This is a genomic window from Mesorhizobium sp. BR1-1-6 (assembly GCF_020165355.1).
Taxonomy (GTDB): domain Bacteria; phylum Pseudomonadota; class Alphaproteobacteria; order Rhizobiales; family Rhizobiaceae; genus Mesorhizobium.
Genome location: NZ_JAIUHZ010000006.1, coordinates 87,120 through 113,004 on the forward strand (window position 1 = coordinate 87,120; position 25,885 = coordinate 113,004).

The following is a 25,885-nucleotide window of genomic DNA, read 5'->3' on the forward strand; positions in this document are numbered from 1 at the left end:
GGGAAAGAAGCTCACCCTGCCTCGCAGACACGCCGGTGGAAGCGCGCCTGGTGATAGGTGCAGTAGCTTTTCATCGCCCTTGTGCGCATGCCGCAGCACAGCATGTGGACGCCCGGCCGGCCTCCGGGAGCATCGTTTTCCGGATTTTGCTCCAGGGTCAGGTCAAGCGGAGCGCGGCAGCGGCCGAACAGGCAGTCGACGAAGCGCATTGCCACGCCATGCGGCTGGCGGCCGATCGGGCTTCGCTGCGGCACCGGCACCTCCAGGCGGTAGGCTTGCCCGTCCGCGATCAGCACGCCGGCCTCGCGCGCTGCGAGGCGTTCCGCACCTTCACTCTTCGGCACGCGCTTGCGTCCGGCCTTGGCGGCGCGGTCGGCGGCCTTGTCATTCGCCCTCTCGGCTGCCGCGATGCGCTTGCTGTTGGCAAAACCGATCGAACTCAGCATGGCGTTGCGGTGAACGATACCGATGATGGCGTCGCGCGACACCGGACTGCCTCGCGACGCGCTGAACCGAGCCGCGATGCGCGAGGCGGAAAGTCCGTCCGTCAGCCAGCCGGCGATCGCCTGCAATTCCTTGTCGCCGTAAAGTGCCATATCTGGTCTCCGTCCATTGCGCAGCCGCGGCAGCGCGCGACGCCGCCGGCGAGTATCGGTGTCGGCCCGCCGCAGGCGGTGGGCATTGTCGGGTTCGATCCGGCCTGTCGGCCGTTGGGTTGGCGGCCTCAGCCCGGCCGGCCGTCCAGCGCGGCGAGGCGCGCCTCTGCCGTCACCCGGTCGGGTGCGGAAACCGCCCTGCCCGTCAGCCTGTCGAGCAGGATCACGGTGCCGTCCTCGGTGCGTGTCAGGGAGCGGATCCGCGCCGCGCTGAATTGGGGGCCGGAGCCGCGGGGAGCGGCGGCTCCGGCCGTTCCGGCCGCCGGTGACGGGCGGACCGGACGTGCAGCTGATGCATCGGGGCAATCAGCCTCACGCTTCGCCCTGGCCGGGGAGGAGGACAGCCGGGGCGAAAGGGAATGAGCGCTGGCCGGCTCGCGTGAAGCTGGCCTGAGGGCGCTTTCGACTCGAAAGGGGTTGAGCTTTTGCATGAATGGATATAAGCATAACTCAAAAACTTATGCAAGCCATTCTTTCATGGACGAAAGCAGCGCTTGTTGGTCACATGTGTGCCATGGTGAAAACGCAACTGTCGGTCAAGGTCGGGGCGGCAATCCGCCAGGCGCGCAAGCAGCGCGGCCTGGTCATGCGCCACATCGCCGAGCACAACGACACCGACGTCGCCGCCGTCGGCAATTGGGAAACCGGTCGCAACCTGCCCAAGACGGAAAACCTCCTGAAGACCGCCGCCTTTCTGCGCGTCGACCCGGTGGCGCTCGGCAAGGGCGAGGTGGTTTTCCTCGATGATGCCGGACCGGTCAACGACGCCGAGATCGTCACCGATGCCGGGCCGCCCCCCGCCGGGCCGATGGACATCCAGGTGCTGGGCGCCGCGGTTGGCGGCGACGACGGCGATTTCACCTTCAACGGCGAGCCCGCCGGCTATGTCCAGCGCCCACCCGGCATCCGCAACCTGGCCAAGGTGTTCGCGCTGCACGTGCTCTCGGATTCCATGGTACCCCGTTACGAGCCCGGAGACCTGATCTATTGCGGCGGCCGCGATGCCGTCCCGGGCGATCACGTGGTGATCGAAACGTTCCCGGAAGAGAACGAACGCAACGGCAAGGCCTTCATCAAGAAGTTGGTCAAGCGCACCGCCGCCGAACTGGTGGTCGAACAGTACAATCCGCCGAAGACGTTGACCTTCAACCGCTACGCCATCAAGCAGGTCTGGCGGGTCATTCCGTTGAAGGAATTGCTGGGCTATTGAGGGCGACGGGGCAATTCTTCCTCCCACAAGAAGAGCAGGCAAAACCCAGCGTCGACGCCACCCTCACGCCCGCCCCGATCCCTCCAGCGGCATCTCGCGCTCGCTCAGCATCAGCGCCTCGCTGCGCACGCGCTGGCGCTCGTCGATAAACGCCGCCCGGATCTGGATCGCCGTGCCCGGCAGCCCGTCGGCGCGGCAAGCCGAGCAGACCAGCCGGCCCGAAAGCGCTGCCAGCGGGGTATTGCCAGTCACGCCGAAGCGCCGCAGCTGATCGGGCTTCCACCACCTGTTGCGGCCGCAATCGGCGCATTCGACCGATATCGAAACGACATCCGCAATCACTGATCCCCTGCCTGTCAATGCCATCGCGGCTCGCCTCTTTTGTTCCTTGTTTGTTCACATATTCCTGCGTTTTGAAACGAGAGTCGAGTCGCATCTTTCAGGGCTCCGCAAAAGTTTCTCTTTCGCTAATTTTTAAGTTATGCTTCTATATAACTTGCAAAGCCGAGTCGGCGCGCGTGCGGCACCCCGGGAGAGACGATGGACGCCCTTGCCGCCGATTTCGCTCACGCCTGCGGCTATGGCGGCGACAGTCACGCTCTCATCGAGGCTTTCGCGAGAATCCGCGAACACGGCATCCGCCAGGCGCGCCTCAGCCATTTCAGGCGCAAGGCGGTCGTCGACGCGCTGAAACAATCGGAAGCACTTTTCCTGGCGGCGATCGGCCCGGCGCTATCGGCACAGGAAGCCATCGAGGACGCCGCCCGCTTCATCGCCTTCTGGCGCAACATGCCGCGCTGGCGCCAGGAACGGCGCCTGGCGGACCTCGCCAGGGCCAGGCAACAACGCCTGCTCGCGCGCTTCTTCCGCCGCTACGGCCACCGCATTTGGGCCTTGGAGGCGGCATAGGCGGGCTCGCCAAGCCGTCGGCGACCACACTGCGCCACGAGAGAGACGCAGCCACGAGAAGAGCTGGGCAATGCCGCCATTTGCGGGTTCCCATCCGCGCGTTTTCTTCCTAGATTGCCTGCGGGTGGCTGATCGTTCGACGTGCATATCAGGGAATGTTCAAGACTGCCCGTTCAAGAGTCCAGGCCTGGATGACGGCAGGCGCGGGAACCGTCGCCGCGCTGTTGGCGGCCGGCCTCATGGGCGCCTTTGGCGCCCTGCCCGCTCACCCTCCGCCGCAACTGCCGTCCGATGCCGCCATCGATGCCGGCCGCTGGCGCATCAAACCGGTGCGTGCCTACGTCAGCCATGCCGACATCCATGGCGTGCCGCTGAAACCGGGCCAGAAGGCACTGGTGCTGGAGGCCGACATGACCAACCGCACGGCCGAATCCAACAAGGCCTACTTCGCTGTCTTCAAGCCGGAGGGAATCACCCTGCCGGACTCGATGCCGATGATCGCCCTGATACGCGATTCGACCCTGGCGCCGGAACTGCACCCCGGCATGACCGAGCGCCTGGCCTATGTCTGGCCGCTGGCCGGCGACGCCGCCGTGCCGCCGACGCTCGCCTTCGGCGTCACCGCGGAGATCTTCAAGCCGCGCGACAATCTCTACGGCACGCCCGGCTGGTACAATCCCTACCGTCTCGGCACCGTGACCTTGCCGCTCGCCGATATGCCGGCAACGGACACTCCGGGAGCCGGCTCATGAGGATGCGGGTCCTCGGCAATCTCGTGATTCTCGCCGCCACCGTGGCGCTGAGCTACGGTATGCAGCTTTCCAAGCCACATTATGCCGACCTCACCGCGCCTATCCCGGTCGACGGCGCCATGCACGACACGGTGCGGGCACGCAGCTTCGACGTGCGGCTGGACGAGGTTGTCTTTGCCCGCGCGCTGAAGACCAACCAGTTCGGGCAGCAAAAGCTTTTGACGACGAGCGGCGTGTGGGCGGTGGTGACGACCAGCCTCACCGCGACCGACGCCTCCATCACGGTCGCGGACGGCACCTGGCAAGGTCCGACCGGTCTGCGCTACCGCCAGACGGAGCGGCTTGGCTATCGCCAGGACATGCCGCCGCACAGCGTCGATCCCGGCTTGCAAAAACGCGGCCTGTTCATCTTCGAAGTGCCGCCTGACCAGATCCGCGGCGCCAGGCTGCTCATCTCGGAACGCCAATTCGGTCCGCTCGATGCGCAGGCCCGCATCAGCTTCGACGGGTTGCCGGCCGGTGCCGATGGACAACCGGCCGGCATCCTGCCGCAATACGATCTGGATGCACCACCGGGCCAGACTTCTGCGGGCCAGACACAGCAGGGCAAGCCATGAGCGCCGTCGCGACCGACATGGGGCCGGCCGCCGAGCGGCAGGCCGAGAAAAAATGGCGCAGGCGCAACCTGGCGGCGCTTGTCATCCTGCTGCCGCTGGCGCTGGCAGAAACCAGCCATGACAGCCTGCGCGAATGGCTGGGCGGCGAAGACCTCATCGCCAGGGATGTCGAGTTTGGCCAGTCCGCGCACTTCGGCGGCAGCGACTGGAAACTGGCGGACCTGCGCGGCGGCAAGGCCGGCCGCTTGCCCGATCAGGCCTTCGCCGTCATCGCCACCTTCTCCGTCACCGTCGGCGATCCCGACTTGCAGAAGCAATGGCTGGGCTGCAGGCTGATGCTGACCGATGCCGCCGGCCGCCGCTGGCTCCCCGACATGATTTCGGGCGTCAGACTGCCGGACGGCGTGATGAACTGCACCTCGGCGATCTTCTCCGGCGCCAAGACAGGCGACGTCATCACCATCGGCGACACCTTCATCGTGCCGGAGGATGCCATCAAGACCATCCGTCCCGCCATTGGGCTGGGAAGCGGGCGGCCGTGGTACCTGCGGTTTCAACGGCCGCCGAAGTAGCGACAGCGCCGGCAGTCCGGAGTCACGGCACGGCGATCAACAGGACGTAGGCAACGAAGACGACGAGGTGAGCAAGTCCGGTGAGAACCGTCGTGCGTCCGGTACTGAAACTTACGACACTCACCGCAAGGGCCAGAACCAGCAAAATCACGTCGCTCGGACCGAGACCGAGGTTGAGCGACTTTCCGGTGATGAGGCTGGCCGCCGCCACTGCCGGGATCGTCAGTCCGATGGTCGCGCACGCCGAGCCCAAAGCGACGTTCAATGCGCGCTGGAGCTCATTCCCCCACGATGCCTTGATGGCGGAGATCGCCTCGGGGAGCAGCACGACAAACGCAATCATCGCGCCGACGATCGCATCCGATTGCGGGATCTGCAGGTAGGTAAGGCCATCTTCAACGCCAGCCGCGACCCGTTCCGTCAGCAGAACGATCCCGACCAGTCCCAGAAGCAAAAAGACGAAATGGGTTGGCACGCCGTGAACCTGCGGAGAATGGCTTTCCGGAGCGCTTTCACGGACCTGCACCTCCAGGAAGTCCTCTTTCTGGCTGTAGCTCTGGGCGAAAACGAAACTGCCGTAGAGCAAGAGCGACAGCAGTGCGACGAAGGCCAGTTGCGTGGGAGAAAATGTCCCCGGGCTGGTGGCAAGCGTGTAGTTCGGCAGCACCATCGTCAGCACCGTGATCGCGGTCAGCACCGAAAGAAAGGAACTTGTGCCTTGCCTTCGGATGTCCTGGTGGCGGTGCCGCCACCCGCCAAGTGTCAGGCACAGCCCCACGATGCCGGTGCAAACGATCATGACCGTGGAGAACACGGATTCTCGCGCCAAGGTCGGATTGTTGGCGCCATGTCGCATCATCGAGACGATGATCGACACTTCGATCGTCGTTACGGCCAAGGTAAGGACCAGCGTGCCGTACGGCTGTCCGACACGTCGGGCTATCGCCTCCGCATGTCGCACCACGGCAAAGACGGTTGCCAAGGTAAGGACGATCGATATGCCGGCAACGATCACCACAATCGCCGTCCGGTAATCTTCGATCGGCTCTATGTTCGATTGCAGTATTAACGCCAGCGCGCAGCAGACAACAGGCAGGCCGAAGGTCATTGCCTCACTTCGACGGCGGAAGAAGTAAGTCATGGCATTCTCTTCGATCTTGCGAGTGCAAACAGGCGGTCTGTTTACGAGACCAGGAAAGATCGCACTTTCGCCCCATCACACGTACATGGCAAGGCGCGACAAGGATACGCTACGGTCATTCCCGTCGCTACCGGGAACGACCGCCCCCCTTCGAAAGCGAGAACGCCGTCTCCAGCACCGCGGCGAGGAAGCAGATGCGCAGCGGCTCGACCAGGATGCCGGTGGAGGAATCCTGGAACGGGCTGCCGAACAACAGCGTCACGCCATGCGACAGGATCTGCCAGACGTCGAGCTCGTGCGGGCCGATCAGCCGCGTCGCGCCGAGCCACAGCCAGGCCGCGCCCCAGTCGAGCAGGCGATAGCCGACGATCAGCGTACACAGCAATACGAGGCTGGAACTCACCGTCAGCCGCACGCCATTGGCGATCGGCAGATAGCGCGAGCGGTAGCCGGCGACGAAATGCTCGACGAAATCGCGCAGGAATTTCGGCAGGCCGGCATAGCGCTTGCCGACGCGTTCCAACCGGCCGTGCACGCGCATCAGTGCCGTATCGTCGCGCACATCATAGCCATAGATCAGCGCCGCCATCACCAGCCAGATCAGCGGCAAGAGCATGTAGAAGAACAGGTTGACGGCGATCGTCGAGGGCGCGATCGAGGTGATCTCGACCGGCACCATCGGCGCGGCCGCCGCCGCTGGCACCGGGCTCGCCAGCCCGTCGGCCGACGCCTGCAGAACCGACCAGAAATTGCGGCTCATCAGCCATTGCAGCGCGCTGTCCTTCCAGCGGCTGATGACGTAGAGGCCGACGAAGATCCAGTTGGTCTCGCAGATCACCACCACGATCTGCCAGAACGAGGCGGCGCCCGTTTTCGCCTGCATGAACTTGGCCAGCCGGCGCACCAGCCAGGACACCGCCACCGAGACCAGCAGCCAGCGCGAATCCAGCACGTCCAGAACATTGGCGCTCTGGCCGAAGCCGGCCTGGTCGAGCGTTTCGCGCGAATATTGCCGCACGATGTCGCCGAGGAACCCCCAGGCCGCGTAATAGGCGAAGAAGGGCAACAGCGCGATGGTGATCATGCGCACCAGCCGCGAACCACGCCGGTCCGCGGTTCCCTGCCCCTCGGCGACCGTGGCCTTTTCCGCGCCACGCTGCGCGGCCAGCACATGGGGCAAGCCGGGACGCAGCACATGGAACATCGCCACCGTCACCACCAGTTGCGCCAGTGCCACCAGCGTCAGCATGGCGAGCCCGGCGAAATGATTTGCGAGCGCCACCTTGGCCGCCAGTTGCAGCAAGAGATCGCCGGCCAGAACACCGGCCAGCACCAGCACGACGAGCTGCGGCCAGAACCGCCGCAGCAGCGAAAAACTCAAGCTGATCGGTCTGATGATATCGGCAAACATGAGGTTCTCTCAGAATGCCACCCGCCCGAAATCCTTCTAGCAAAGGGGGGTTGTTTTGCAAGAAAGGTAGCGAGCTCTCCTGCCTATGGCAGAGCGGCGATTTCCCCTTCTCCGACGACAAGGGAGAAGGAATTAGCGCCTCACCCGCGACTTCAGCCAGCGATCGAACGCCACCGCCAGGATCAGGATCAGGCCGATGACGATGCTTTGCGTGTAGGACGAGACGTTGTTGAACTGGAGCCCGTTCTGCAGCACGCCGATCAGGGCGGCGCCCACCACGGTGCCGCCCACCGAGCCGATGCCGCCGAACAGCGAGGTACCGCCGATGACGACGGCCGAAATGACCGTCAGCTCGTAGCCGATGCCGGCCACCGCTTCGGACGAATTCAGCCTGGCCGACAGCACGAAGGCGGCGAGCCCGGCGAAGAAGCCGACGATGACATAGACCGAGACCAGGATGCGGTCGACGCGCAAGCCCGACAGCCGTGCGGCCTCGGCATTGCCGCCGACGGCGTAGACGGCGCGTCCATAGCGCGTGTAGCGCAGCACGATGTGGCACAGGATGGCGGCCGCCGCGAAGATTATCGCCGGCACCGGCACGGGGCCGATCAGCCCGGTGCCGAACCAGCGCATAGAAGCGTCGAAGCCCGAGATCGGGCCGCCATTGGAGATGGTCAGCGTCAGGCCGCGAAACACGGTGAGCCCGCCAAGCGTGACGACGAAGGGCGGCACTTTCAGCCTGGTGATGGCAAAGCCCTGAACACCGCCGGCCACCGCCCCCACCACCACGGCGGCTAGCAGCGCCGCGAACCAGCCATAGCCCTGCGTTCCCGACGTCGACAGCGACAGCGTGTTGGCAGTACCGCCCTTGGCAACCACGGCCGCCACCATGCCGCAGAAGGCGAGCAGCGAGCCGACCGAGAGATCGATGCCGGCGGTAAGGATGACGAAGGTCATGCCGAGCGCGATCAGCCCGGTGATCGATATCTGGCGGGTGATGTTGAACAGATTGATCGGATCGATGAAGCTCGGCTTCAGCACGGTGAAGACGACCACCAGCGCCGCCAGGAATAGCAGCGGCCCGAAATTCATCAAGAGCCGCGCAATGCTGATGCCGCCACGCCGGCTCTGTTCCTCGGCCACACTCATCGTGCCTCCTCCTCAACCGCTCCCGGCTGGTCGAGCGCCATCAGTTCCATCAGTTTTTCCTCGCTTGCCTCGATGCCTGGCATCTGCCCGGTGATGCGTCCCTTGCGCATGGTCACGATCCGGTCGGACACAGCCAGCACTTCGGGCAGCTCGGACGAAATCATCATCACCGCTATGCCGCGCGCTGCCAATTGCACCAGGATCTGGTGCACCTCGGCCTTGGCGCCGACATCGACGCCGCGCGTCGGCTCGTCGACGATCAGCACCTTGGGGTCGCGCGCCAGCCAGCGCGCCAGGATCACCTTCTGCTGGTTGCCGCCCGACAGGCCCTCGATCGCCTGCTCGGCCGACGCCATGCGGATCGACAGCATTTTCCGGAACCCCGCCAGCGCATCGCGCTCGCGCCGCTCGGCCATGAAGCCGAAGCCATTGCTGAACCGCCCGAGCGAGGCGACGGAGAAATTCGGCAGGATGCCGAGCGCGGCGAAGATCGCCTGATGCTTGCGATCCTCAGGCACCAGGCCGATGCCGAGCGCTATGGCATCCGCCGGCGAGGCCGGCGCGATGGGCCTGCCGTTGAGCGTGATCGTGCCGCCCGCGATCCGGTCGGCGCCGAAGATGGCGCGCGCCAGCTCCGTGCGACCCGAGCCGACGAGGCCGGCGACACCCAGGATCTCGCCGGCCTTGAGGTCGATATCGACGCCGTCGAGCACGATGGCGTGCGGCGCTTCGGGATCGCGCACCGTGCGCAACCCGCGCACCGACAGCACGACGTCGCCGGCCACCGTGCGCTGCGCCGGCCGCGCATAGAGCTCGGACGCCGCGCGGCCGACCATTTTCTCGATGATGCGCGGCAATCGGATCGGCCCGCCTTCGCGGTCGAGATTGCCGGCCAACCTGCCGTCCCGGAGCACCGTCATGCGGTCGCAGATGGCGGCGGCCTCCTCCAGCCGATGGGTGACGAACATGATGGCGACATGGTCCTTGCGCAGCCTGTCCATGATCGACAGCAGCCGCTGCACCTCTGTCTCGGTCAGCGCTGATGTCGGCTCGTCCATGATGATCAGCCGGCTCTTCAGCGACAGCGCCCGTGCAATCTCGACGAGCTGCTGCTCGGCCACCGAAAGCGCCGAGACCGGCGTCATCGGATCGATCGTGAGGCCGACGCGGGCGATGATGGTGCGGGAGTCCTGCTCCATCTTGCGCCAGGAGACGAGGCCGAGCGGACCGGTCGGGGCGCGGCCGATGAAGATGTTCTCCGCCACCGTCAGCGTCGGGATCAGGCTGAGCTCCTGGTAGATGGTGACGATACCTAGCCGCTTGGCATCCTGCGGGCTCGACGGCCGGTAGTCGGCGCCGTCGAAAATGATATGGCCGCTGGAAGGCGGCATGACGCCCGACAGGATTTTCAGCAGCGTCGATTTGCCGGCGCCGTTTTCGCCGAGCAGGCCGAGGATTTCGCCGGGCCTGACGTCGAGCGAGACATCGTTCAGCGCGGTGACGCCGGCGAAACGCTTGGTGACGCCCTCGACGGCGAGCAGGACGGGTGCGGCTTCAGCCATGGAATGGGTGCTTCCCTCGATGCAGTTTCCGGACCCGTCGGCGCGTGAACACCCCCCTCTGTCCTGCCGGACATCTCCCCCGCAAGGGGGGAGATTGGCTGTCTGTTCCGCATTCGCCAATTTTCAACGCCGCAATGAGAATGCGGACATCGACACTGCCGATCTCCCCCCTTGCGGGGGAGATGGCCGGCAGGCCAGAGGGGGTGCTGCCCCGCCGACCTCTCCATGCGAGCTCACTTCGTCTCGTTCAACCTCTCGGCCTTGTCGAGATTGTCCTTGCCGATGACGATCGGCGTCAATAGCACCAGCTTCTCCTTCGGCTCCGTCTTGTCCCTGGCGTAGGCGACGGCGATCTGCACGGCGGTGCGCGACTGCTGGCCGGGGAACTGTTCGACCGTGCCGGCGAGCTTGCCGTCGCGCACCGCGACCAGCGCTTCCGGCAGCGCATCGAAGCCGTAGATCTTGACGTCGGTGAAGTTGCGCGCCGCGCAGGCTTCGAGCGCGCCCAGCGCCATGTCGTCATTGGCACAGACGATCGCGTCCGGCTTGCCGTTGGCGGCAAGGCCGGCTTCCGTCACCGACAGCGCCTCGGCGCGGGCGAAATTGGCGGTCTGCTCGAAGACGATCTGGTACTTGTCCTTCAAGGGATCGAGCACATTGTGCACGCCCTTGTTGCGGTCGATCGCCGGCCCGGCGCCGGGTTGGCCCTGGAGGTGGAACAGTTTCGCGCCGTTGGGGAACGCCGCCACCACGGCCTGCGCTTCCGCCTCGCCGCCCTTGACGTTGTCGGCGCCGACATGGGCGAGGATGCCCTCGACGCCGTCGACGCGGCGGTCGATCGTCACCACGGGAACGCCCGCCTTGACCGCTTCCTCGATGGCCGGCGCCAGCGCATTGACGTCGAGCGGCGAGATGACAATGGCGTTGACCTTCTGCACCAGGGCGGCCTCGATGTCGGCGGTCTGCTTGGTGGCCGAGTTCTGGCCATCGCTCTCGGTCAGGTTGACGCCTTGCGTGGCGGCTTCCGCCTTGATCTCGTTCAGCATGTGCACGAAGAACGGAAAGCCGAGACTGGGCACCGAGCCGAGAATGGTGAGCTTGTCCTGCGCAAATACCGAGGGCGCGGCAAGCACCATGGCGCCCGCGGCCACGGACGTCATCAGGAATTCACGTCTGTTCATGGGATCCTCCTCCACAAGAACGCACGGCCCCGGAAACCGGGACGGTTTCAGGAAGGATCATGCGTCGGTTCAAAGTGTTGGAGCATCCTCCTTGCGTTTGCTAACGCATGCCGCTCCAGCTGATCGCCGTTGCAAAAACTGCCTCCCGTCGGCACCAGCAAACGGATGCTAGCCCAGGCTCAACCATTTGTGCAACATCGATATAACAGGGCCAGACAGCAATGGTCGGAATTTGGATGAGCCGGGTGCCCAGCTTCCATTCTCCGACGCTGGCCCTAGTTTGAACCGCGCCTGAGCCCATTCCCTGGAGACACCCGCATGAAACCGCACATCATCTGCCATATGATCGCGTCGCTGGACGGCAGTCTCCACCCGAGCCGCTACACGGCCAGCCCGGACGGAACCCGGGCCGAATGGTCGAGCCTCTACGAGCATATCCATAATGATTTTGCGGGCGACGGCTGGATCGTCGGCCGCGTCACCATGGCCGAGATGAGCAAGGCCGGCGCGCACCCGCCGGCCGATGCGGGCAAGGTCGACCGACCCTATCATGTCGCGCAAACCGGTACGGGAAGCTACGCGGTGGCGCTCGATCCATCGGGCAAGCTCCACTTTTCCAAACCCGACATTGGCGGCGACCATGTCGTGGTGCTGCTTGGGCACGATGTCGCCGACAGCCACCTGGCCGAGCTCGCCGCCGACGGCGTGTCCTATATCGTGGCGGAGACGGCCGACATGGATCTCGGCCGGATGCTCGAAGTTCTGAACCGCGAATTCGCCATTCGCCGGCTGCTGCTTGAGGGCGGCGCCGGCATCAACGGTTCCTTCTTCGCGGCCGGCCTTGTCGATGAGCTCAGCCTTCTCGTCGCTCCCGCCCTTGACGGGCGGGCGGCGAACCAGGGTTTCGTCGAATTCGGCGAATCCGGCCTCGCGGGCAAGATGCAACTGTCGCTCAAAAGCTGCGAAGCCCTCGCCCACGGGCTCGTCCATTTGCGCTACGCCGTCGGCTGACGACGCTTTATCGGCGCATCATGCGTCGTACCGCATGGCCTCGAGATCGGCGATCAGCGTCGGGCCGGTCGGCTGCCAGCCGAGCCGCGCCCGGGTCAGCGCGCTGGAGGCCGGCAGATCCATCGGGGCGAACATCGCCATCCAGCCGAAATGCTCCGGCGCCTGTTCCGGCGCGATCGAAACGACCGGCACGTTGAGGCCCCGCCCGATCACCTCGGCGATCGCGCGCACTTCGACGCCCTCCTCGCCGACCGCGTTATAGCGCGCGCCGGGCTGCCGCTTTTCCACCGCCAGCCGGTAGAGGCGCGCCGCGTCCAGGAGATGGCCCGCCGCATAGCGGTTGCGGCCCTCGCCGACATAGGCCGAAACGCCTTTCTGGCGCACGATTTCGATGAGCGGCGTGATGAGCCCTTGCCTGACCGGGTTGTGAACCTGCGGCAGCCGCACCACCGAGATGTTGACGCCGGCTTCCAGCAAGGCATTGCCGGCGAGCTCCGAGGCGATGCGCGGATTGGGATGGCTGGGGTTGAAAACGTCCTCGCTGGCAAGCTCGCCATGTCCGGGGCTGCCCACGCCGACGCCGGAAGTGATCACCAGCGGCCGGTCGGATCCGGCCAATGCCTGGCCGAGTGCCGCGATGACACGGCTATCCTTCTCGCAATTCTCGGCAAACCGCGAAAAATCATGGTCGAACGCCGTGTGGATCACCGCTTCCGCCTTTGCCGCGCCGTCGCGCAGGCCCTCGGGATCCTCGAGCGTTCCCCGATGCACTTCGGCGCCCGCCGCTGTCAGCGCTTCGGCCCCCGCTTCGGAGCGAGTGACGCCGACCACCTGATGGCCCGCCTTGATGAGCTCGGCAACGAGCGCCGAGCCGATGAAACCGGTCGCGCCGGTCAAAAAGATACGCATGCGAATTCTCCTGCACGATTGCCTGCGCAGTATCGCCGGTCTATTATTCCATTAAAGTAGTGATCTTATCGTGGTATAATGGCTAACAGGATGCCCACCAATTCCGCCGGTTCGCTCGCGGCGTTTCTGAGAGACCGGCGCACCCGGCTCGATCCGGCCTCGTTCGGATTTTCAGGGCGCCGGCGCACGCCGGGGCTGCGCCGGGAGGAAGTGGCCCAGCGCGCCAACATCAGCCCGACCTGGTACACATGGCTGGAGCAGGGTCGTGGCGGCGCGCCTTCGGCCGATGTGCTGAACCGCATCGCCAAGGGGCTGATGCTGACCGAGGCCGAGCGCGAGCATCTTTTCATGCTCGGGCTCGGACGCCCGCCCGAGGTCCGCTATATCGGCGCGGAAGGCATCAGCCCCCGGCTGCAGCGCCTCCTCGACACGTTTGAAGCGAGCCCCGCCTTGGTCAGGACCGCTACCTGGGATGTCGTTGCCTGGAACCGCGCCGCCCAGGTCGTGCTGACCGATTACAGCGCCCTGCCCGCAGACCAGCGCAACATTTTGCGCTTCATGTTCCGCAGCCCGGCCATCCGCGAAAAGCAGCACGACTGGGAAAACCTCGCCCGTTTCGTGGTGGGCGCCTTCCGCGCCGACGCGGCGCGTGCCGGCGCGGTGTCCGAGGTACGCGAACTCGTCGACGAACTGTGCAGCGCCAGCCCCGAATTCGCCGCCCTGTGGCGCGAGAACGACGTGCTCAGCCATGGCGACGGAACCAAGCGACTGAAGCACCCCGTGCTCGGCGACATCGAGCTGGAATATTCGGGATTCGCGGTCGACGGCCGCCCGGATCTGAGCCTGACCGTCTACAATCCGGTCGACAGCGCGGTCGCGGAGCGGATTCGCGAGCTGGCGAAGCGCGCCAAGGTGTCATTGGACCCGCCGCGATGATCCCTGCTCGTTCCTGGAACATTCCAGAAATGCGCAGCGGGTTGCATCCGACGATGCGTCCCATGAAACCGTCATCGCGGCGCCTCACCACCGCATCCCGCCGACAAAGTCGACGAATGCCCGCAGCGGCGCCGGGATGAGGCGGCGGCCGGGGTAATAGAGGAACGGGCCGGAAAACTCCTGCCACCAGGGCTCCAGCACCGGCTCGAGCCGGCCATCGTCGAAATAGGGGCGCAGCCAGTCCTCGAACAGCGAGACGATGCCGCCGCCGGCGACCGCCACATCGAGCGCAAGCGCCATAGCGGTGCCGGTGCTGACCAGCAGCGGCCCGGTCGGCTCGACGCTCACTATCTCGCCGTCGCGCTCGAACTCCCAGGGCGGCGTCAGGCCGCTGGCGAAGCGGCCGCGCAGGCATGCGTGATCGAGGAGGTCGCGCGGATGGTCGGGCCGGCCACGCCGGTCGAGATAGGCCGTTGCGGCAGCGGTGGCGAAGCGCTGCCGGCGCGGGCCGATCGGTACGGCGATCATGTCCTGCTCCAGCCGCTCGTCATAGCGGATGCCGGCATCGCAGCCGCTCGCCAGTATGTCGACGAAACTGTCCTCGGCGGTCACCTCCAGTCTGATGTCGGGATAGGCGGCAAGAAAGGGCGGCAGAAGGCGCGGCAGCACCAGTTTCGCCGCCACGACAGGCACGTTGAGCCGCAGCGTGCCGGCCGGGCGGCCGCGAAAGCCGTTGACGACATCGAGTGCCGCCTCGACCTCGCCGAGCGCGGGGCCCAGCCGCTCCAGCAGGCGCGCGCCGGCCTCGGTCGGAGCGACGCTGCGCGTGGTGCGGTTGAGGAGCCGCACGCCGAGCCCCGCCTCCAGCCGCCGCACCGTTTCGCTGAGGCTGGAGGCGCTGACGCCGCTGATCCTGGCCGCCTCGCGAAAGCCGCCGGCGCGCGCCACCGCCATGAATGCCTGGAGGTCGCCCAGATCCGCCATTGTTCGCCTTTCCGCACAGCCTGTGCCGATTGCGCCATATTATCGCGCAAGCGTGCATTGTCTACATCTGGCCGATCCAAAGGAGATTGAGACCATGACTGACATCAGCAAGGCCGGAACCTTCAAGCTCGGCGACCGCACCGTGAAGCGCATGGGCTACGGCGCCATGCAACTGGCCGGACCCGGCGTGTTCGGCCCGCCGAAAGACCATGACGGTGCACTCGCCGTGCTGCGCGAGGCGGTGGCGAGCGGCATCGACCATATCGACACCAGCGATTTCTACGGTCCGCACGTCACCAACCTGATCATCCGCGAGGCGCTGCACCCCTACCCCGCCAACCTCACCATCGTCACCAAGGTCAGTGCCCGGCGCGGCGCCGATGCATCGTGGATCCCCGCAATGTCGCCGCAGGAACTGACGCAGGCCGTGCACGACAATCTCCGCAATCTGGGACTGGACACGATGGAGGTCGTCAACCTGCGCTCCATGCACGGCATACACGGCCCGGCCGAAGGCTCGCTCGAACCCCAACTGAATACGCTCGCCGAACTGCAGCGTCAGGGTCTGGTGCGCCATATCGGCTTGAGCAATGTCACATCAACCCAGATCGCGCAGGGGCGCGGCATCGTCGACATCGTCTGCGTGCAGAACCAGTACAACATCGCGCATCGCGAGGATGACGCACTGATCGACGAGCTTGCCGCGGCCGGCATCGCCTATGTGCCGTTCTTCCCGCTCGGCGGCTTCACGCCGCTGCAATCCAGCACGCTGGCCGATGTCGCGCAAAAACTCGGCGCGACGCCCATGCAGGTGGCGCTCGCCTGGCTGCTGCACCGCGCGCCCAACATCCTGCTCATCCCCGGCACCTCGTCCGTCGCGCATCTCAGGCAAAACATGGCGGCGGCGGAGCTGGAGCTGCCAGCCGACGCGCTTGCCGTGCTGAACGGGATCGCGGGCGAGACCGACCAAGCGGCCTGAGCTGCCTCTGCCGCAAGCTGGGCGACAGAGGGGCGCGCCGTAGAGCACGGCCGATGGTGCCAAAACTGCCTCCGCCGGCTTGCGAAGTCAGCGCCGCCCATGGCATCAGTCGGCTCGCAATGACACCACGGCGGATAGAAAACACCGGCAGACAGGCAAGCACCGGCGTCAGCCTCAACCGCGCGCTGTCGAAGCTCGGCCTGTGCTCGCGCACCCAGGCCGAGCGGCTGATCGCCGAGGGCCGCGTGCGCGTCGGTGGCAAGGTCGCGCGCGATGCTTCCCTGCGCGTCGATATGAAGCGCGACCGTATCGTCGTCGACGGCGAAGACGTCGTTGCCGAGCGCAAGGTCTATCTCATGCTCAACAAGCCGCGCGGGCTGGTCACGACCCGCGACGACCCGCTCGAGCGCGACACCGTCTATGCCTGTCTTGAAGGGCTTGACCTGCCTTTCGTCTCGCCGGTCGGCCGGCTGGACAAGGCGAGCGAAGGCCTGCTGCTGATGACCAACGACACGCGCTTCGCCAACCGGCTGATGGACCCGGCCTCGCACCTGCCCAAGACCTATCATGTTCAGATCGCCACGGTGCCCGACGCCGCGGTGCTGGAAGCGCTGCGCGCCGGCGCTCCCGTCGAGGGTGAAATGCTGACTGCGAACTCGATCGAGCTGCTGCGCAGCGGCGGCCGCACCGCCTGGCTGGAGATCGTGCTCCACGAGGGCCGCAATCGCCACATCCGGCGCCTGCTCGCCGCCCACGGCATTGAGGTCAAGCGCCTGATCCGGGTCGCCATTGGCAGCTTGCCGCTCGGCGACCTCGCCAAGGGTACTGCGAGGCATTTGACGCCCGACGAATTGGCGCTGCTGGCGGGATGAATAGGCGCAAGGTCGGCACTGTCGTTCGGCAGATCTGAAAATCGACCGGCGCTTCCGGCTCCTGACGGAAAGCTGTCAGGAGCCCCGGCCTATAGAAGGCCGGGAGCCCAGCCGCGGCTTCGACGATCAAGGAGCCAATGCGATGAATTTCGTCTCTGTCCGCATCATCACGTCCGATGTCCAGCGCCTCGTGCGCTTCTATGGCGAGATCACCGGCATGCCGGTGACGATGTACACGGAGGACTTCGCCGAACTGGCGACGCCGGCCTGCACGCTGGCGATCGGCAGCACGCGCACCCTGATGCTGTTCGGCAGCGACATCGCCCGCCCAGCCGACAACCGCACGGCCATCATCGAATTCCGAGTCGGCGACGTCGATGCCGAATTTGCCAGGCTGGCGGAAACCGTCAAGGGCGCAATTGTCCAGGAGCCTACCACCATGCCCTGGGGCAACCGCTCGCTGCTGTTCCGCGACCCCGACTGCAATCTAGTGAATTTCTTCACGCCTGTAACCGCCGAGGCGATCCGGAAGTTCGACAGCTAGGCCGCCCTACTTCCCGTTCCACTTGCGCACCACCGGCTCGCCGAGGTCATGCTCGTAGCCGAGCACGCTGATGCTGGCCGTATCGAGCACGAACAGCGCGCCGTCCTGCGGCGGCAAGCCGAGCCAGCGGGCGGTGAGCACGCGCAGGAAGTGCGCGCTGGAAAAGATCAGCATGTCGGCATTTGCCTCGCGCAGGCGATCGATGATCCTGTCGGCGCGGGCGCCCACATCGGCCGCCGTTTCGCCTTGCGGGCAGCCGTCGCGAAAGACGTTCCAGCCCGGCCGTTCGGCCAGGATCTCCCTGGTGGTTCGCCCTTCATAGGCGCCGTAGTCCCATTCCTGCAGGTCGTCCATCTTGATGCTTTGCGCCCCGAAACCGGCAAGCAGACTGGTGTTGTAGGCGCGCTGCGAGGGGCTCGACCACACGGCCGAAAACCGCAGGCCTTTCAGCCGATCCGCCACACCCCGCGCGGCCGCCTCGCCGGCTGCCGTCAGCGGCATGTCGGTGCGGCCGGTGTGCTGGCCCGACAGGCTCCACGCCGTCTCGCCATGTCGGACCAGATGGATTTGAGGAAACGCACTGCTCATGGTGGGCCTTTCGAAGTTGCCGCACCTTAAAGGACGATGCGGCGAAGGGGAATCCAGCTGGCGCGAAAGTCCGGGGGTGGAACGCTCGTTTGGGCGCGGTCCACGCGATGCCCACCACATTCCCTGGCCCTGATCCCCGCCGCATTGGCACAATGACTGGGCGCCGGGCATAACTATGTGTGGTCCATAGTTCACCAAGCACGATAGGTCACGATCATCATGTACAAACATCTGCTCATCGCCACCGACGGGTCGGAACTGGCCGACAAGGGCGTTGCCCACGGCCTCGGGCTGGCAAAGGGCCTCGGCGCCGCCGTGACCTTCGTCACCGTCTCGGAACAATTCCCGATCTTCGCCTGGGGCGGCGCCATGGCCGGCTACGCCGCGGGCGATGAGCTGGCCGCCTATCAGGAAGAAGCCCGCAAATACGGCAAGGAGGTGCTCGACAAATGCAAGGCTTCCGCCGAGGGGCTGGGCGTGTCGGCCAAGGTCGTGCACATCGAGGACAGAAGGCCCGCCGAGGCGATCCTGGAGCTGTCGCAGACCGAACGCTGCGACCTGATCGTCATGGCCTCGCACGGCCGCCGCGGATTGGGCAGGCTGCTTCTGGGAAGCCAGACGGCGGAAGTCGTGTCCTACAGCGAAATCCCGGTCCTGGTGGTGCGGTAGGCCGGTCCGGCCAGTCGGCGTTCGGCAAGCGGTGCTCAAAACGCCGCTTCGGCCACCAGATAAAATCCCAGCGCCAAGAGCCCGGCGAAGAACACTTTGCGAAAAGTCTCGACGCTCATGCGCTGGCGCAGCGCCTGGCCGACAGCCATGCCGGCGAGCGCAGGCGCCAGCACCGCGACCGAACCCGCCAGCCCGGCCGTCGGCGAGGCCAGGGCGCCGGCCCTGAACAGCCCGATGGCCAGCGCCGCCGTCGACACGGTGAAGGACAGGCCGAGCGCCTGGATCAGCTCTTCCCTGCCCAGCCGCAGCGATTGCAGGTAGGGCACCGCCGGAATGACGAAGACGCCGGTGGCGCCGGTGACCAGGCCAGTTGCCACCCCGACCAGCGGCGATAGCAAGGCCTCGTGGCGTGGCGGCGTTGAGAAGCCGGCCTTGGCGAGGCCGAGAACGGCATAGAGCATCAGTGCCACGCCGAGCGCGCCGGACGCGGCCGCCGTATGCGCGCCGGTGAGCAGGCCGGCGCCGGCAACGGTGCCGATCACCACGCCGGCCATCATCGTCCATAGCCGCCTGACGAGCCCGCCGAACGAAGGACCGGTGAATAATTGCCACAGGTTGGTAGCCAGCGACGGGATCAGCAGAAGCGTGGCCGCCTCGGCCGGCGCCATGGTCACCGCCAGCAGGCCCATCGCCACCGTCGGCAGGCCCATCCCGACCACGCCCTTGACGAAGCCGGCGGCAAGGAAGACGGCGCAGATCCAGGCGACGGCGGCGGCGCTCAGCATGATGGCGTGTCCGGCAGCGGCTCAATCATGGAGCAGCATGTCGGCAGCGTCGATCCCCGCTGCCGGCCCCGCCGGTCCGGCGGCGGCGCTGCTGACAGGGGCGGATGTCATGGCGCATCCTGGCATGCCGGAACCCGAGCGCGCCACGGCCAGAAGGGCGACGGCAACCGCCAGCAGCATCGCCGCGCTTTCAGCGATGCCGAGCCCTTGCCGGTTCGATGCTGGTTTTCTCATCTTGGACCTCCACCGAAACTGTTTGACGAAATTCGCCGTCACCCGCAATGTGGAAATCGCGGCACCAGCCTTCGGCTGAGGCGAAGGCTGGCGCCGCAAGCCGGTCGGCCCGCTGCGCCATCGATCGCGTGATAGCGGCCATCGCCCGGGCTGTCTTGCGGGAGGAAAAAGATGCGCTTCGACCTCGTCGATCTCCGGCTGTTCCTGCTGGTCGCCGAGCGCGGCAGCATCACCCATGGCGCCGAGCTCGCGGGCCTCGCGCTGGCCTCGGCCAGCGCCCGCATCAAGGGCATGGAGGATAGGCTCGGCGCGCCGCTTCTGGAGCGCCGCCGGCGCGGCGTGGTGCCGACCGCCGCCGGCCAGGCGCTGCTGCACCACGCGCGCGCGGTGCAGAATCAGATCGAGGCGATGGCCGGCGAGCTCGGCGCCTATGCCACCGGCCTGCGCGCGCGGGTCCGCCTGCTCGCCAACACGGCCGCCACCAGCGAACTTCTGCGCGACAGGCTGCCGGCCTTTCTGGTCGCGCATCCCGGCATCGACATAGACCTCGATGAGCGCCCCAGCCATGAGATCGCCGAGGCGGTGGCGAGCGGCGCCGCCGATGTTGGCATTGCCGCGACCTGGGCCGGCCTTTCCCATCTCGAGCAGAAACCGTTCTTCGTTGACCGGCTGGTGGTGATCGCCGCGCGCAACCGCCCCGGCCTCGAAGGCCGCGCGACCGGCCTCGCCGACATTCTCGGTGAAACCTTTGTCGGCCTGAGCGCCGGCCATCCCTTGCAGGAGCACATCTCCCGCCAGGCCGCGCGCCTGGGCGGTCATCTGCATTTTCGCATCCGCGTGCCCGGCCTCGACAATGTCTGCAGGCTGGTGGCGCAGGGCGCGGGCGTCGCCATCGTGCCGGAAAGCACGGTGCGCCGCTCGGCGCCCAGCCTGCGCAGCCTGCGGCTGACGGACGACTGGGGAACCCGCCAGCTCAATCTCTGCGCCCGCCGCTTCGACACGTTGACGCCGCAGGCCAAGCTGCTGGTGGCCGCGCTGGTGTGAAGCCGCCGCCACATGCTGAATTCGCGTGGAATCATGCCTTGCCTTTGAGGAATCCATGAAATAGCTTGTTTGCACATAGGCAAAAAAATCGCCTAGCTTTTTTCGTTTTATGAAAGACGGGGGACTTGCGGGAACATCTCGATCTGACCGATCGGCGGCTGGTCAAACAGCTGTCGCAGGACGCACAGCCGGGCATCAACCGCCTCGCCGAGATTCTGGCGATCTCGGTGCCGACGGTGCGCACGCGGCTGCGCAACCTGCTCGACCGCAACCTGCTCAAGATCGTCGGGCTCCTGAACCTGACGGAGCGGCCCGAACTGATCTCGGCCATCGTCGGCATCAACGCGCAAGGGCGCGGCCGCGCCCGCGAGCTGGCGCAGCGCATTTCCGAACTGCCCTTCGTCAACTCGGCCTCGGTCGTCACCGGGCGCTTCGACATCATCGTCGACGTGACGGTGGCCGGCGACGTCGCCGATCTCTACCGCGTCACCAGCGAGTTGATCCCGGGCGCCGGCGAGCCGGGCGAGGTCGTGCGCAGCGAGACCTTCGTCGTCATGGCGTCCTGCAACAAATGGGTCAGCCTGCCGGAAGGCTGCTGGTCGGACGACAGCATTCGCAAGGAGCCGGCATGAGGATAGCGGTTTTCGGAGGCCTCGGCCTGCTCAACCCGCTGCTGCATGTGCCGGACGCGCCTTTCTTCGGCGCGTTGCCCAGGCGCGGCATCGCGGTCGCCGAAACGGCGGCCCGGCACTGAGGAAACGGATTTTCGAACGGTGGCCGCCGCCGGCAACGGCGCCGCCGCTCAAAAAGCACCCTGTAGGGTGGACAACAACACGACAAAAGGAGGAATGCCCAATGAAACCAATGAACATTGCCAAGCTTTTCATCGCCGGCCTCGCACTGGCCGGCCTCACCGCCGCCGCCAGCGCCGGATCGCTCGACGACATCACCAAGCGCGGCGAACTGCGTGTCGCCGTGCAGACGCAGGGACCACCCTTCTCGCTGGTCGGCGCCAATGGCGAACGCACCGGCAGCTCGGTGGAACTGGCCGAACTGATGGCCAAGGAAATGGGCGTCAAGATCACCTTCCTCGACTTCGACTGGGACGGCCTGATCCCGGCGCTGCTTTCGGGCAAGGCCGACCTTCTGGTCGCCGACATGACGCCGACGCTGGCACGCGGCATGAAGGTCGCCTTCACCACGCCATACATGTATACGGGCAGCACCGTCTTCACCAAGGCCGACGGCAAGTTCAAGACCGCCGAGGACTGCAAGGCCAAGGGCACCAAGATCGCCGTGCTGCTCGGCGCCACCGGCGAGAAGGAAGCCAAGGCCGCATTCCCCGATGCCGACATCAAGAGCTACAAGGGCGGCGGTCCGCTGCTGCTCGACGCCGTCAACAACGGCCAGGCCGATTGCGGCGTCAACGATGTCTCGGCGGTCAAGGGCCAGTCGACGGCCTATCCGGCCGGCACCTTCACAATCATGCCGGACCTCCTCTCGAAGGAGCCGCTTGCCTTCGCCACCCGCTATGACGAGCCGGATCTCCTGATCTGGATGAACCTGTTCCTCAACCAGGTCACCATCGACGGCCGTCTGCAGAAGAACCTCGACTACTGGGTCAATTCGGAAGACTGGAAGAAAGATCACTGATTAGGGATTAGGGATTAGTGAGTAGCGAATTAGTGAGTAGTGGATAGGGAATTCCGGATCCGCCTGCCTACTCGCTACTCACTACTCACTATTCCCTACCCACCATTCACGCCCATGCTCGAGAATTTCAGCTTCCGCACCATCGTCGAATACCTGCCCCTGTTCGGGCAGGGCCTGGTCACGACCGTGTGGCTGTCGGCGCTGTCCTTTTTCGGCGCGCTCGCGGTCGGCATCCTGTTGTGCGCGATGAACCTGCAGCGCGGCTGGCTGTTTCGGGTGCCGGCCAAGGCCTATATCGACGCCGTACGCGCCACGCCCTTGCTGGCGCAGCTCTATTTTCTCTATTTCGGCCTGCCGCGCCTCGGTTTCGTGCTGCCCGAACTCGTCGTCGGGATCCTCGCGCTATCGCTGAACAGCGGCGCCTATGTCGCTGAAATCATTCGCGCCGGCATCCTGTCGATCCCGCGCGGCCAGGTTGAGGCCAGTGTTGCTTCGGGCATGACCTATGTCCAGCGCATGCGCCTAGTGGTCTTGCCGCAGGCGTTCAAGGTGACGATCCCGCCGCTACTGGGACAAGCGATCGTGCTGGTCAAGGATTCGGCGCTCCTGTCGCTGATCTCGGTTGCCGAGCTGACGCGCGCCGGCCAGTTGCTGGCCTCCGACCGTTTCATGCCGGCGGAAGGATTCCTCACCATCGCCGCCTTCTACCTCATGCTCTATTACGGCCTCAAAGGGCTGGCGGCCCTCTCCGGCCGCTGGCTCGGCTCGGCGGGAGCGCGCATATGATCTGGCAACAGTTGCAAAGCCTTGCGGGCAGCTATCCGCTGGCGCTGCGCGGCCTCGGCATGACCGTGGTGCTGTCGCTGATCAGCCTGGTGCTGGGCACCCTGCTCGGCTTCGGCCTCGGCATCTTGCGGACCGGCGGCAACCGGTTGATCTCCGGCGTGATCGGTGCCTGGGTCGACCTTATCCGGGGCACGCCGTTCCTGGTGCAGATATTCCTGATCTTCTTCATCTTGCCGGAGCTGGGCATCGAGCTCGACGCCTTCAGCGCCGGCATCATCGCGCTGACCAACCTCGCCGCCTGCTTCATCTGCGAGATCGTGGCCGCCGGCATCCGTTCGGTTCCGACGGGCCAGGTCGAGGCGGCACTGGCGTCCGGCCTGTCGCGCTGGCAGCGCATGCGCCAAGTGGTGCTGCCGCAGGCGATGCGCATCGTGCTGCCGCCGCTGGTCGGGCAATATGTGCTGCTGATCAAGGACTCTTCGGTCGTCTCGGCGATTGGCCTGACCGACCTCACCCGCGTCGGCTGGCTGGTGGTGCAGCGCGTGCCGAACGGCCTGCTGGTGTTCTTCCTCGTCGGTGTCGGCTATTTCATCGTCTGCTATCCGCTGATCATGCTCGCCCGCCGGCTCGAGCGGCGCATGGGTGCCGCCCATGGCGAGGTGCAGATATGACATCGAACCCAAAGGTTCCGACCACATGACCAAAACGGGCATGATCGATTTTCGCGGCGTCAACAAATGGTTCGGCCCGCTCAACGTGCTGAGGGACATCACGCTCAGCGTCGAGCCGCGCGAAGTGGTCGTCGTCTGCGGCCCGAGCGGGTCGGGCAAGAGCACGCTTATCCGCTGCATCAACGGGCTGGAGACGATCAAGGACGGCGACCTTGTCGTCGACGGCCAGCGGCTCGGCGACCCCGCCACCAACATGACGAAGCTGCGCACCGAGATCGGCTTCGTCTTCCAGTCCTTCAACCTCTACCCGCACAAGACCGCGCTCGAAAACGTCACGCTGGCGCCGATCCATGTCCGCAAGATCCCGCGCGCCGAGGCCGAGCAGGCCGGCCGCGAACTGCTGGCCAAGGTTGGGCTTGCCGACAAGGTCAACGCCTATCCTGCGCAGCTTTCAGGCGGACAGCAGCAGCGCGTGGCGATCGCCCGCTGTCTCGGCATGCGCCCCAAGATCATGCTGTTCGACGAGCCGACATCCGCGCTCGACCCCGAGATGATTTCGGAAGTGCTCGACGTCATGGTCGCGGTTGCCGAGGAAGGCATGACCATGATGGTGGTGACGCATGAGATGGGCTTTGCCCGCAAGGTCGCCCAGCGCGTGGTGTTCATGGATGCCGGCGCCATCGTCGAAAGCGGCACGCCCGACGAGTTCTTCTCGCACCCCAGGACCGATCGCAGCCGCGCCTTCCTGAGCAAGATCCTGCGGCACTGACCGGCGCCGCCGCCTTCAAGTGACCGCCAGCACCTTGCCTGTATCGTGCTGGCGCACGAAATCCACGCGGCGGCCGTCCCAGTGGTAGCTGTAGTGCCTCCCCTGGACGGGAACGGTGATTGCATCCGGCCAGAAGATGCCGATGCACTGCCCGCTTGGCATGCGCACGCTGTTCCACACCAGCCCGTCGCTGCCGGCCGCACGCAAGGCGCGGCCTTCGGCCTGCGAGGCGGTGTAGTCGTCCGGGTCGAGCGCGCCGGGCACCGCGTTGACGTCATCGAGGTCGCGATCGACGCTGCCGATCAGCACGCGGAAATCCGCGGTCCAGCCCGGCTCCTCCTTGGTGGCGCGCATAAAATTCTGGTGGTGGTGGATGGTTTCGGCCAGCGCCACCTCCTCGCTGTCGCCGGCATAGTAGATGCCGTAGCTGCCATCGGAAAACCGCCCGGGCCGCAAGGTCGAGCAATGCACGAAGGGCGCCATCACGAAACTTGCGCCGGGTCCGGACACCCGCCTTTCGGCAGGAACCTTGCCGAGGTCGCCGAGTTCCAGCCGGATGCGCGGATTGGTCTTCTCCTCGACGGCGGCCAGCGCTTCCCAATCGCGCGGGTCGGCAATGTCCTCGAAGAGGTCGATAGGCGGATGGATGGAGCGGATGATGCGGAAGGTCTGGGGCCAGTGGACGCGGCGCCGGACCGCGAGCCCACTCACCATCCACCACGCTCCGCGTCGAGCCATTCGCGCATCGCGGCAAGGTCGGAGATTTCGCCGCGCAGCATCAGGTCGAGCGCCGATTGGCCGCCGAACGTGGCATTGGGCTTGCGGATCCAGGCATAGCCGCGCGCCGGCTCGGTGAAGAGATAGCGCAAACCCTTGTGGATGCCCATCAGATGCGCCATGCGGGTGCGCAGGTCACGGTCGATCCGGCCGATGCCGCCTTCCTTCCAGCGCGCCCAGGTGCGCGCCGACATGCCGCCGAGCAGGATGCAGGCCTCGAGGTCGGTGAGGCCCCACGCCTTGAACAGATTGACCGTGGTGCGCGCCAGGGCGCCCGCCTCTTCATCCGAGATGGCGCTGCCGACCGCGGCCGGCGTGGTGACGATGGACTGAAGCTGCATTTTCTGCTCCCGCTATTGGCAGACATATAGCATGTATTTGCCAATTGGCAAGGAAACAGGACCAGAGCGGCCACCTAAAAAGGTGGCGCGGCATAACAGACCAGGGTTCCTCGCCCCCACAAAGGTGGGGGAGAGGTGGCTCGGCGAAGCCGAGACGGAGCGGGGGAATGGCG

At 65.9% G+C, this 25,885-nt stretch carries 32 protein-coding genes; 18 read left to right on the forward strand and 14 right to left on the reverse strand.

What is annotated here, in order from left to right:
- Positions 1-11 precede the first annotated feature (11 nt).
- Positions 12-596, reverse strand: coding sequence for a GcrA family cell cycle regulator (locus LB545_RS14300; protein WP_224705303.1), 585 nt, complete (start codon positions 594-596; stop codon positions 12-14).
- A 565-nt stretch (positions 597-1,161) separates the two neighbouring features.
- On the opposite strand from LB545_RS14300, the gene LB545_RS14305 reads away from it, so the two are divergent.
- Entirely contained in the window at positions 1,162-1,866 is a 705-nt protein-coding gene (locus tag LB545_RS14305) for an XRE family transcriptional regulator (RefSeq protein ID WP_224705395.1), read from the forward strand.
- A gap of 63 nt (positions 1,867-1,929) precedes the next feature.
- Here LB545_RS14305 and LB545_RS14310 read toward each other — a convergent pair whose 3' ends face one another.
- Positions 1,930-2,232, reverse strand: a complete 303-nt coding sequence (locus LB545_RS14310; RefSeq protein ID WP_140499120.1) for a hypothetical protein — start codon at positions 2,230-2,232, stop codon at positions 1,930-1,932.
- Positions 2,233-2,406: 174 nt separating this feature from the next.
- Here LB545_RS14310 and LB545_RS14315 point away from each other — a divergent pair, with 174 nt between their 5' ends.
- From LB545_RS14315 to LB545_RS14330, 4 genes are all read left to right on the forward strand, one after another.
- Positions 2,407-2,775: a hypothetical protein gene (locus LB545_RS14315; RefSeq protein WP_224705305.1), complete on the forward strand. Its 369-nt coding sequence runs from the start codon at positions 2,407-2,409 to the stop codon at positions 2,773-2,775.
- Between the two features lie 191 nt (positions 2,776-2,966).
- Complete coding sequence (locus tag LB545_RS14320) at positions 2,967-3,527, forward strand: hypothetical protein (protein ID WP_224705307.1); 561 nt, start codon at positions 2,967-2,969, stop codon at positions 3,525-3,527.
- Entirely contained in the window at positions 3,524-4,144 is a 621-nt protein-coding gene (locus tag LB545_RS14325; protein ID WP_224705309.1) for a hypothetical protein, read from the forward strand. Before LB545_RS14320 ends, LB545_RS14325 begins: the two co-directional genes overlap by 4 nt.
- Positions 4,141-4,716 (forward strand): hypothetical protein, encoded by a 576-nt coding sequence (locus LB545_RS14330; RefSeq protein ID WP_140582558.1) that lies wholly within the window; start codon positions 4,141-4,143, stop codon positions 4,714-4,716. Before LB545_RS14325 ends, LB545_RS14330 begins: the two co-directional genes overlap by 4 nt.
- Before the next feature lie 22 nt (positions 4,717-4,738).
- On the opposite strand, the gene LB545_RS14335 is transcribed toward LB545_RS14330, so the two are convergent.
- The 5 genes from LB545_RS14335 to LB545_RS14355 form a co-directional block, all read right to left on the reverse strand.
- Positions 4,739-5,857, reverse strand: a complete 1,119-nt coding sequence (locus tag LB545_RS14335) for a calcium:proton antiporter (RefSeq protein ID WP_224705311.1) — start codon at positions 5,855-5,857, stop codon at positions 4,739-4,741.
- Positions 5,858-5,984: 127 nt separating this feature from the next.
- Positions 5,985-7,268: a hypothetical protein gene (locus LB545_RS14340; protein ID WP_224705313.1), complete on the reverse strand. Its 1,284-nt coding sequence runs from the start codon at positions 7,266-7,268 to the stop codon at positions 5,985-5,987.
- Positions 7,269-7,400: 132 nt separating this feature from the next.
- Entirely contained in the window at positions 7,401-8,417 is a 1,017-nt protein-coding gene (locus tag LB545_RS14345) for an ABC transporter permease (protein WP_140516199.1), read from the reverse strand.
- Positions 8,414-9,979 carry a sugar ABC transporter ATP-binding protein gene (locus LB545_RS14350; protein ID WP_140521412.1) on the reverse strand — a complete coding sequence of 522 codons (1,566 nt, stop codon included), beginning with the start codon at positions 9,977-9,979 and terminating at the stop codon, positions 8,414-8,416. Before LB545_RS14350 ends, LB545_RS14345 begins: the two co-directional genes overlap by 4 nt.
- A gap of 233 nt (positions 9,980-10,212) precedes the next feature.
- Positions 10,213-11,160: a substrate-binding domain-containing protein gene (locus tag LB545_RS14355; RefSeq protein WP_140499137.1), complete on the reverse strand. Its 948-nt coding sequence runs from the start codon at positions 11,158-11,160 to the stop codon at positions 10,213-10,215.
- A gap of 318 nt (positions 11,161-11,478) precedes the next feature.
- On the opposite strand from LB545_RS14355, the gene LB545_RS14360 reads away from it, so the two are divergent.
- Positions 11,479-12,171, forward strand: coding sequence for a RibD family protein (locus tag LB545_RS14360; RefSeq protein ID WP_224705314.1), 693 nt, complete (start codon positions 11,479-11,481; stop codon positions 12,169-12,171).
- 18 nt (positions 12,172-12,189) lie between these two features.
- On the opposite strand, the gene LB545_RS14365 is transcribed toward LB545_RS14360, so the two are convergent.
- Positions 12,190-13,080, reverse strand: a complete 891-nt coding sequence (locus LB545_RS14365; RefSeq protein WP_224705316.1) for an SDR family oxidoreductase — start codon at positions 13,078-13,080, stop codon at positions 12,190-12,192.
- A 90-nt stretch (positions 13,081-13,170) separates the two neighbouring features.
- On the opposite strand from LB545_RS14365, the gene LB545_RS14370 reads away from it, so the two are divergent.
- Positions 13,171-14,016 (forward strand): helix-turn-helix transcriptional regulator, encoded by an 846-nt coding sequence (locus tag LB545_RS14370; RefSeq protein WP_140685648.1) that lies wholly within the window; start codon positions 13,171-13,173, stop codon positions 14,014-14,016.
- A gap of 84 nt (positions 14,017-14,100) precedes the next feature.
- On the opposite strand, the gene LB545_RS14375 is transcribed toward LB545_RS14370, so the two are convergent.
- A complete protein-coding gene (locus LB545_RS14375; protein ID WP_140521408.1) occupies positions 14,101-15,000 on the reverse strand; it encodes a LysR family transcriptional regulator in 900 nt (299 codons plus the stop codon).
- A 94-nt stretch (positions 15,001-15,094) separates the two neighbouring features.
- On the opposite strand from LB545_RS14375, the gene LB545_RS14380 reads away from it, so the two are divergent.
- The 3 genes from LB545_RS14380 (at position 15,095) to LB545_RS14390 (ending at position 17,395) form a co-directional block, all read left to right on the forward strand.
- The gene (locus LB545_RS14380; RefSeq protein WP_140521407.1) at positions 15,095-15,979 is read left to right on the forward strand and encodes an aldo/keto reductase family oxidoreductase; all 885 of its coding nucleotides are present in this window, start codon (positions 15,095-15,097) and stop codon (positions 15,977-15,979) included.
- 119 nt (positions 15,980-16,098) lie between these two features.
- On the forward strand, positions 16,099-16,851 hold the full coding sequence (locus tag LB545_RS14385; RefSeq protein WP_140521406.1) for a pseudouridine synthase: 753 nt from the start codon (positions 16,099-16,101) through the stop codon (positions 16,849-16,851).
- A 142-nt stretch (positions 16,852-16,993) separates the two neighbouring features.
- Positions 16,994-17,395 (forward strand): VOC family protein, encoded by a 402-nt coding sequence (locus LB545_RS14390; RefSeq protein WP_140521405.1) that lies wholly within the window; start codon positions 16,994-16,996, stop codon positions 17,393-17,395.
- 6 nt (positions 17,396-17,401) lie between these two features.
- Here LB545_RS14390 and LB545_RS14395 read toward each other — a convergent pair whose 3' ends face one another.
- The gene (locus tag LB545_RS14395; protein WP_140521404.1) at positions 17,402-17,983 is read right to left on the reverse strand and encodes a histidine phosphatase family protein; all 582 of its coding nucleotides are present in this window, start codon (positions 17,981-17,983) and stop codon (positions 17,402-17,404) included.
- A gap of 219 nt (positions 17,984-18,202) precedes the next feature.
- Here LB545_RS14395 and LB545_RS14400 point away from each other — a divergent pair, with 219 nt between their 5' ends.
- A complete protein-coding gene (locus tag LB545_RS14400) occupies positions 18,203-18,652 on the forward strand; it encodes a universal stress protein (RefSeq protein WP_140499152.1) in 450 nt (149 codons plus the stop codon).
- A 35-nt stretch (positions 18,653-18,687) separates the two neighbouring features.
- Here LB545_RS14400 and LB545_RS14405 read toward each other — a convergent pair whose 3' ends face one another.
- Together LB545_RS14405 and LB545_RS14410 are read right to left on the reverse strand one after the other, a co-directional pair.
- Complete coding sequence (locus LB545_RS14405; protein ID WP_140521403.1) at positions 18,688-19,437, reverse strand: sulfite exporter TauE/SafE family protein; 750 nt, start codon at positions 19,435-19,437, stop codon at positions 18,688-18,690.
- 21 nt (positions 19,438-19,458) lie between these two features.
- Positions 19,459-19,671 carry a hypothetical protein gene (locus LB545_RS14410; RefSeq protein ID WP_140521402.1) on the reverse strand — a complete coding sequence of 71 codons (213 nt, stop codon included), beginning with the start codon at positions 19,669-19,671 and terminating at the stop codon, positions 19,459-19,461.
- 171 nt (positions 19,672-19,842) lie between these two features.
- Here LB545_RS14410 and LB545_RS14415 point away from each other — a divergent pair, with 171 nt between their 5' ends.
- The 7 genes from LB545_RS14415 to LB545_RS14440 all read left to right on the forward strand — a co-directional run bounded on the left by LB545_RS14415 (position 19,843) and on the right by LB545_RS14440 (position 24,594).
- Positions 19,843-20,715: a LysR substrate-binding domain-containing protein gene (locus tag LB545_RS14415; RefSeq protein WP_140674375.1), complete on the forward strand. Its 873-nt coding sequence runs from the start codon at positions 19,843-19,845 to the stop codon at positions 20,713-20,715.
- 125 nt (positions 20,716-20,840) lie between these two features.
- On the forward strand, positions 20,841-21,347 hold the full coding sequence (locus tag LB545_RS14420; protein WP_140499160.1) for an Lrp/AsnC family transcriptional regulator: 507 nt from the start codon (positions 20,841-20,843) through the stop codon (positions 21,345-21,347).
- Positions 21,344-21,469 (forward strand): hypothetical protein, encoded by a 126-nt coding sequence (locus LB545_RS30850; RefSeq protein ID WP_263493929.1) that lies wholly within the window; start codon positions 21,344-21,346, stop codon positions 21,467-21,469. Before LB545_RS14420 ends, LB545_RS30850 begins: the two co-directional genes overlap by 4 nt.
- Before the next feature lie 110 nt (positions 21,470-21,579).
- Entirely contained in the window at positions 21,580-22,368 is a 789-nt protein-coding gene (locus LB545_RS14425) for an ABC transporter substrate-binding protein (protein ID WP_140759894.1), read from the forward strand.
- 114 nt (positions 22,369-22,482) lie between these two features.
- The gene (locus LB545_RS14430; RefSeq protein WP_224705317.1) at positions 22,483-23,154 is read left to right on the forward strand and encodes an amino acid ABC transporter permease; all 672 of its coding nucleotides are present in this window, start codon (positions 22,483-22,485) and stop codon (positions 23,152-23,154) included.
- A complete protein-coding gene (locus LB545_RS14435; RefSeq protein ID WP_224705318.1) occupies positions 23,151-23,825 on the forward strand; it encodes an amino acid ABC transporter permease in 675 nt (224 codons plus the stop codon). Before LB545_RS14430 ends, LB545_RS14435 begins: the two co-directional genes overlap by 4 nt.
- A gap of 25 nt (positions 23,826-23,850) precedes the next feature.
- Positions 23,851-24,594, forward strand: coding sequence for an amino acid ABC transporter ATP-binding protein (locus LB545_RS14440; RefSeq protein WP_140499166.1), 744 nt, complete (start codon positions 23,851-23,853; stop codon positions 24,592-24,594).
- Between the two features lie 15 nt (positions 24,595-24,609).
- Here the strand turns inward: LB545_RS14440 and LB545_RS14445 are convergent, their stop codons facing one another.
- Entirely contained in the window at positions 24,610-25,308 is a 699-nt protein-coding gene (locus LB545_RS14445; RefSeq protein ID WP_140516231.1) for an RES family NAD+ phosphorylase, read from the reverse strand.
- Positions 25,302-25,712 carry an MbcA/ParS/Xre antitoxin family protein gene (locus tag LB545_RS14450; RefSeq protein WP_140559857.1) on the reverse strand — a complete coding sequence of 137 codons (411 nt, stop codon included), beginning with the start codon at positions 25,710-25,712 and terminating at the stop codon, positions 25,302-25,304. Before LB545_RS14450 ends, LB545_RS14445 begins: the two co-directional genes overlap by 7 nt.
- Positions 25,713-25,885 lie beyond the last annotated feature (173 nt).

Bases quoted from the DNA above. Each gene is read 5' to 3' on its own strand.
- LB545_RS14435 (WP_224705318.1), top strand. From the start codon at position 23,151: ATGATCTGGCAACAGTTGCAAAGCCTTGCGGGCAGCTATCCGCTGGCG.
- LB545_RS14380 (WP_140521407.1), top strand. From the start codon at position 15,095: ATGACTGACATCAGCAAGGCCGGAACCTTCAAGCTCGGCGACCGCACC.
- LB545_RS14310 (WP_140499120.1), bottom strand. From the start codon at position 2,232: ATGGCATTGACAGGCAGGGGATCAGTGATTGCGGATGTCGTTTCGATA.
- LB545_RS14315 (WP_224705305.1), top strand. From the start codon at position 2,407: ATGGACGCCCTTGCCGCCGATTTCGCTCACGCCTGCGGCTATGGCGGC.
- LB545_RS14335 (WP_224705311.1), bottom strand. From the start codon at position 5,857: ATGACTTACTTCTTCCGCCGTCGAAGTGAGGCAATGACCTTCGGCCTG.
- LB545_RS14305 (WP_224705395.1), top strand. From the start codon at position 1,162: ATGTGTGCCATGGTGAAAACGCAACTGTCGGTCAAGGTCGGGGCGGCA.
- LB545_RS14345 (WP_140516199.1), bottom strand. From the start codon at position 8,417: ATGAGTGTGGCCGAGGAACAGAGCCGGCGTGGCGGCATCAGCATTGCG.
- LB545_RS14355 (WP_140499137.1), bottom strand. From the start codon at position 11,160: ATGAACAGACGTGAATTCCTGATGACGTCCGTGGCCGCGGGCGCCATG.
- LB545_RS30850 (WP_263493929.1), top strand. From the start codon at position 21,344: ATGAGGATAGCGGTTTTCGGAGGCCTCGGCCTGCTCAACCCGCTGCTG.
- LB545_RS14325 (WP_224705309.1), top strand. From the start codon at position 3,524: ATGAGGATGCGGGTCCTCGGCAATCTCGTGATTCTCGCCGCCACCGTG.
- LB545_RS14430 (WP_224705317.1), top strand. From the start codon at position 22,483: ATGCTCGAGAATTTCAGCTTCCGCACCATCGTCGAATACCTGCCCCTG.
- LB545_RS14320 (WP_224705307.1), top strand. From the start codon at position 2,967: ATGACGGCAGGCGCGGGAACCGTCGCCGCGCTGTTGGCGGCCGGCCTC.
- LB545_RS14375 (WP_140521408.1), bottom strand. From the start codon at position 15,000: ATGGCGGATCTGGGCGACCTCCAGGCATTCATGGCGGTGGCGCGCGCC.
- LB545_RS14365 (WP_224705316.1), bottom strand. From the start codon at position 13,080: ATGCGTATCTTTTTGACCGGCGCGACCGGTTTCATCGGCTCGGCGCTC.
- LB545_RS14340 (WP_224705313.1), bottom strand. From the start codon at position 7,268: ATGTTTGCCGATATCATCAGACCGATCAGCTTGAGTTTTTCGCTGCTG.
- LB545_RS14330 (WP_140582558.1), top strand. From the start codon at position 4,141: ATGAGCGCCGTCGCGACCGACATGGGGCCGGCCGCCGAGCGGCAGGCC.
- LB545_RS14415 (WP_140674375.1), top strand. From the start codon at position 19,843: ATGCGCTTCGACCTCGTCGATCTCCGGCTGTTCCTGCTGGTCGCCGAG.
- LB545_RS14410 (WP_140521402.1), bottom strand. From the start codon at position 19,671: ATGAGAAAACCAGCATCGAACCGGCAAGGGCTCGGCATCGCTGAAAGC.
- LB545_RS14440 (WP_140499166.1), top strand. From the start codon at position 23,851: ATGACCAAAACGGGCATGATCGATTTTCGCGGCGTCAACAAATGGTTC.
- LB545_RS14450 (WP_140559857.1), bottom strand. From the start codon at position 25,712: ATGCAGCTTCAGTCCATCGTCACCACGCCGGCCGCGGTCGGCAGCGCC.
- LB545_RS14425 (WP_140759894.1), top strand. From the start codon at position 21,580: ATGAACATTGCCAAGCTTTTCATCGCCGGCCTCGCACTGGCCGGCCTC.
- LB545_RS14445 (WP_140516231.1), bottom strand. From the start codon at position 25,308: ATGGTGAGTGGGCTCGCGGTCCGGCGCCGCGTCCACTGGCCCCAGACC.
- LB545_RS14405 (WP_140521403.1), bottom strand. From the start codon at position 19,437: ATGCTGAGCGCCGCCGCCGTCGCCTGGATCTGCGCCGTCTTCCTTGCC.
- LB545_RS14350 (WP_140521412.1), bottom strand. From the start codon at position 9,979: ATGGCTGAAGCCGCACCCGTCCTGCTCGCCGTCGAGGGCGTCACCAAG.
- LB545_RS14385 (WP_140521406.1), top strand. From the start codon at position 16,099: ATGACACCACGGCGGATAGAAAACACCGGCAGACAGGCAAGCACCGGC.
- LB545_RS14300 (WP_224705303.1), bottom strand. From the start codon at position 596: ATGGCACTTTACGGCGACAAGGAATTGCAGGCGATCGCCGGCTGGCTG.
- LB545_RS14370 (WP_140685648.1), top strand. From the start codon at position 13,171: ATGCCCACCAATTCCGCCGGTTCGCTCGCGGCGTTTCTGAGAGACCGG.
- LB545_RS14400 (WP_140499152.1), top strand. From the start codon at position 18,203: ATGTACAAACATCTGCTCATCGCCACCGACGGGTCGGAACTGGCCGAC.
- LB545_RS14360 (WP_224705314.1), top strand. From the start codon at position 11,479: ATGAAACCGCACATCATCTGCCATATGATCGCGTCGCTGGACGGCAGT.
- LB545_RS14395 (WP_140521404.1), bottom strand. From the start codon at position 17,983: ATGAGCAGTGCGTTTCCTCAAATCCATCTGGTCCGACATGGCGAGACG.
- LB545_RS14390 (WP_140521405.1), top strand. From the start codon at position 16,994: ATGAATTTCGTCTCTGTCCGCATCATCACGTCCGATGTCCAGCGCCTC.